General features: G+C 69.4%; 4 protein-coding genes and 1 pseudogene. All 5 read left to right on the top strand.

Features of this window, described 5'->3' with window-relative positions; all coding sequences use genetic code 11:
• Window positions 1–5 precede the first annotated feature (5 nt).
• Window positions 6–1,118, top strand: a complete 1,113-nt coding sequence (locus AB0C29_RS36680; protein ID WP_360830386.1) for an LCP family protein — start codon at window positions 6–8, stop codon at window positions 1,116–1,118.
• Between the two features lie 164 nt (window positions 1,119–1,282).
• Window positions 1,283–2,488, top strand: coding sequence for an LCP family protein (locus tag AB0C29_RS36675; RefSeq protein WP_360830383.1), 1,206 nt, complete (start codon window positions 1,283–1,285; stop codon window positions 2,486–2,488).
• A 15-nt stretch (window positions 2,489–2,503) separates the two neighbouring features.
• Window positions 2,504–2,839 (top strand): rhodanese-like domain-containing protein, encoded by a 336-nt coding sequence (locus AB0C29_RS36670; protein ID WP_360546513.1) that lies wholly within the window; start codon window positions 2,504–2,506, stop codon window positions 2,837–2,839.
• Window positions 2,836–3,633 (top strand): glycerophosphodiester phosphodiesterase family protein, encoded by a 798-nt coding sequence (locus AB0C29_RS36665; protein WP_360830380.1) that lies wholly within the window; start codon window positions 2,836–2,838, stop codon window positions 3,631–3,633. Before AB0C29_RS36670 ends, AB0C29_RS36665 begins: the two co-directional genes overlap by 4 nt.
• A gap of 85 nt (window positions 3,634–3,718) precedes the next feature.
• Window positions 3,719–4,152 (top strand): annotated as a pseudogene (locus AB0C29_RS36660) (sensor histidine kinase); the annotation flags it as partial.

The raw sequence follows: 4,152 nt of genomic DNA, 5'->3' as shown, positions 1-4,152 counted from the left end.
GGCGTGTGTGTCACGTGACTTTGCGGTGCGCGTACCGCGGCGGACCGGCCGGCCCGCCGCGGGGACCCGGTGGCGGCGGCAACTACCCCGGGCGGCCGTACAAGGGCAAGCGCAAGCCGCGCTGGGGCCGGATCGCGATGGTCGTCGGCGCGGTGGTGCTGGTCGGCGGTCTGGTCGCCGGCATCTCGCTGTACGGCTACGCCAACGGTCTCAACGACGACCTCAAGCGCACCGACGCCTTCTCCGACATCACCAAGGGCCGCCCGGTCAAGACCGTCGACGGCGCGCTCAACATCCTGCTGGTCGGCAGCGACTCCCGGGACCCGGACGCGACCAAGGAAGACACCAACGAGTGGCGTGCGGACACGCTGATCGTCATGCACATCCCGGCCGACCACAAGTCCGCCCAGCTGGTGTCGATCCCCCGCGACCTGTGGGTGCAGATCCCCTCCGGCAACTCGGCGGACTGCAGCAGCGGCAGCCGCGCCAAGATCAATGCGGCGTTCGCCTTCGGTGGTCTGCCCCGCGCCGTACGGACCGTGGAGTGCATGACCGACGTGCACCTCGACCACGTGCTGGCGATCGACTTCGGCGGCTTCAAGGAGGTCACCGACGCGCTCGGCGGCGTGGACCTCAAGGTCGAGCAGAACATCACCTCGATCCACAAGCCGTTCCGCAAGTTCAAGAAGGGCACCATGCACATGAACGGTGCCGAGGCGCTCGACTGGATCCGCCAGCGCAAGCAGTTCGCCCGCGGCGACTTCGCCCGCATGCAGCACCAGCAGGAGTTCCTGAAGGCGCTGATGGACAAGGCGGCCAGCTCCGGCACGCTGAGCAACCCGGCCAAGCTCAACGACTTCCTCAAGGCGACCACCAGCGCGATCACCGCCGACCAGGACTTCTCCCTGACCGACATGGCCCTGCAGTTCCGCAGCCTGCGCGGCGAGAACCTCACCTTCATCACGAGCCCCAACCTGGGCAGTCAGACGATCTCCGGACAGAGCGTCGTCGTCTCCGATCGGGAGAAGGCACTTGCTTTGTACAAGGCGATCGCTGCCGACAAGATGGATGAGTGGATGACCTCGACGAAGACGCCGGCGAGCCAGGCCAACGGCTGATCCGGCACTAACCCGGGCAAAGGGCGCGGGTCGGCGGTCACCGCCGGCCCGCGCCCTTTGTTTAACGCTGCGTGTCATCGATATGAAACGCACAAGGCCTCGCAAGAGATCGAAGTTGAACGTACAGTGATGTCCGCCCGGATCCCGACCCGCTTGGAGAGCGCATGACCGTCCAGACCCCCCGACGTGCTTCGTCGCTGGATCGGGACGCCGTCACGGCCCCCAAGCGCACCGCCCCGGCCGGGCCGCCCGGCCCGCCCAAGGGTGGCAAGAAGGGCACCAAGGGCAAGAAGGACCCGGTCTGGGCCAAGGCGACCCTGATCTTCGGCGCGGTCCTGATGATGGCCAGCGGCGCCGGCATCGTCGGCACCAAGTGGGTGGTCAGCAGCGCGACCAGTGCCGTCACGCAGGACAACCTGCTCGGCAACACCAAGAAGACGGCGGCCGAGGGCGGCAACAGCCTCAAGGGCCCGATCGACCTGCTGCTGATGGGCGTGGACGCGCGCAAGCGCTGGGCCGTCGACGACCTGCACGCCGACACGATCATCATCCTGCACATCCCGGCCAGCCACGACCAGGCGTACCTCGTCTCGGTCCCGCGCGACACCGAGGTGCAGGTCCCCGCCTTCGCCAAGAGCAAATACCCGGGCGGCACCGCCAAGGCCACCGAGGCGTTCTTCCACGGCGCCCAGAACGGCGGCGGCTGGGCCGGCGGCGCGCAGCTCATGGCCCAGACCCTGAAGAACACGACGGGCATCAGCTTCGACGGCGCGGCCATCATCGACTTCAACGGCTTCAAGGGCGTCATCGACGCGCTCAAGGGCGTGAAGATGTGCGTGGACCAGCGGGTCAAGTCGCACCACATGGTCAAGGTGGGCGGCAAGCCGATGTATCTCGCGGAGGCCCGCAAGACCGGCAAGTCCCAGACGCCGATCTGGCACGAGAAGGGCTGCCGGGAGATGGAGGGCTGGGAGGCCCTCGACTACGCCCGCCAGCGCTACGGTCTCAAGAACGGCGACTACGACCGCCAGCGCCACCAGCAGCAGCTGATCAAGGCGATGGCCAAGAAGGCCAGCGGCAGCGGTGTGCTGACCAACCCGGTGAAGGTCAGCGGGCTGATGAAGGCCGCCGGCAAGGCCTTCGTGCTGGACACCGGCGGCGTGCCGGTCGCGGACTTCATCTTCACCCTCAAGGGGGTGGCGGCCAATGACCTGGTGCTGCTGCGCAGCAACAACGGCTCGTTCGCCGGCAACGGCAAGGGCCGCGAGGCGATCACGCCCAAGACGATGGACATGTACCGGGCCGTCAAGCAGGACAAACTCGCCGACTTCATCATCGGCAACCCGGACGTCGTGGCCCAGGAGAAGTAGCTCTACGCTGGTCGGGTGTTCGGACCTCAGGTACCCAGCGTGACGCCGTCCCAGGTGCAGCCCACGGCCTACCTGCTCGACGTGCGGGAGCCCGACGAGTGGACGGCGGGCCACGCGCCCGGCGCCCACCACCTGCCGATGATGGAGGTCCCGGCGCGCGTCGCCGAGATCCCCCAGGACACCGAGGTCGTGGTGGTGTGCCGCTCCGGCGGGCGCTCCGGCCAGGTGGTGTCGTACCTGATGGGCAACGGGTGGGACAACGTCCGTAACCTCGACGGCGGCATGCAGGCGTGGGCCGGCGACGGTCGCGATGTCGTCAGCGAGAACGGTCAGCCACCCCGCGTCCTGTGACCTCCGGCCGGCCTCTGGTCTTCGCCCACCGGGGCGGAGCCGACGCGCTGCCGGAGCACACTCTGGCGGCCTATCTGCGCGCCCTCGACGAGGGCGCCGACGGCGTCGAGTGCGACGTCCGGCTGACCCGTGACGGGCATCTGGTGTGCGTGCACGACCGGCGGCTCAACCGGACCAGCAACGGCACCGGTCTGGTCAGCGCCAAGACCCTGGCCCAGTTGGAGGAGCTCGACTTCGCCTCCTGGCACCCGGCCGCGGCGGCCGAGGAGTGGCTGGCGGACCACGTCCGGCTGCTCACGCTGGATCGGCTGCTCACCGCTCTGCGTGACCGCGGCCGCCCGGTGCGCCTACTCATCGAGACCAAACACCCGTCACGGTACGGCGCCGACGTCGAGCGCCGGCTGGTCGAGATGCTGCGCCGGTACGGCCTGGCGGAGCCGAAGCCCGACGATCCCATCCACGTGACCGTCATGTCGTTCGCGGCCCTCGCCCTGCGCCGGATCCGCCGGCTGGCCCCGCAGATCCCGACGGTCTACCTGCTGGAGATCGTGCCACCCGGCGTGGGCGGCGGCCGGCTGCCGTTCGGTGCTCGGATCGCCGGTCCCGGGATCGGCCTGATCCGGTCCCGCCCGCAGCTGGTCTCCGCGCTGCGCGCCGCCGGCCACCAGACCTACATCTGGACCGTCAACGAGGAACCGGATCTTGATCTGGTGCTGGCCCAGCGACCCGACGGCATCATCAGCGACCGGCCGAAGTTCGTGCTCGACCGCCTCGAGAAGGTACCGCCTGTGTGACCCCGGCCACTCTCGACCCGGTTAGCGGCAAGATCCACACCAACCGCTCTGCCCAAAAGCCCGTAAGCGAGGCAGACTCGCAGACATGCCGGATCGTCCCGACTACGCCGCGCTGACGCGTGGGCAGATCGAGCTTCTGAGGCGGATCAACGCCGGTGAGGCCGGCCTGGCCGTGCTGAACCAGCTCGTCCGCCTGGCCCAGGACGTGCTGGGCGGGCTCGGCGCCGGCTTCGCCGAGTACAGCCCCGGGCACGGCCGGATCATCGCCGCCAGCGGCATCTGCGCCCGCGCGCTGGGCCGCCGGGTCGACCGCGCGGACGCCCGGCTGACCACCGGCAGCCGCACCCAGCTGGTCCCCCTCGACGACGAGACGGCCGCCCAGCTCGACGGCGAGCACCACCGGGTGCTCGGCGCCCGGTGCGAGATCGGCGGCCTGGTCGTCGGTTCCCTGCACGTCTTCTACGGCGAACAGGACGGCGAGCCCGGCCCCGAGCACCACGACGTGCTGGAGCTGCTCGC

The organism is Actinoplanes sp. NPDC048791 (assembly GCF_040650095.1).
Lineage (GTDB): Bacteria > Actinomycetota > Actinomycetes > Mycobacteriales > Micromonosporaceae > Actinoplanes.
The sequence above is the reverse complement of the archived record's forward strand: the minus strand, read 5'-3'. Positions and strand labels throughout refer to the sequence as shown.

Coding starts and splice junctions, on each gene's coding strand:
- AB0C29_RS36675 (WP_360830383.1), top strand. CDS start 1,283: ATGACCGTCCAGACCCCCCGACGTGCTTCGTCGCTGGATCGGGACGCC.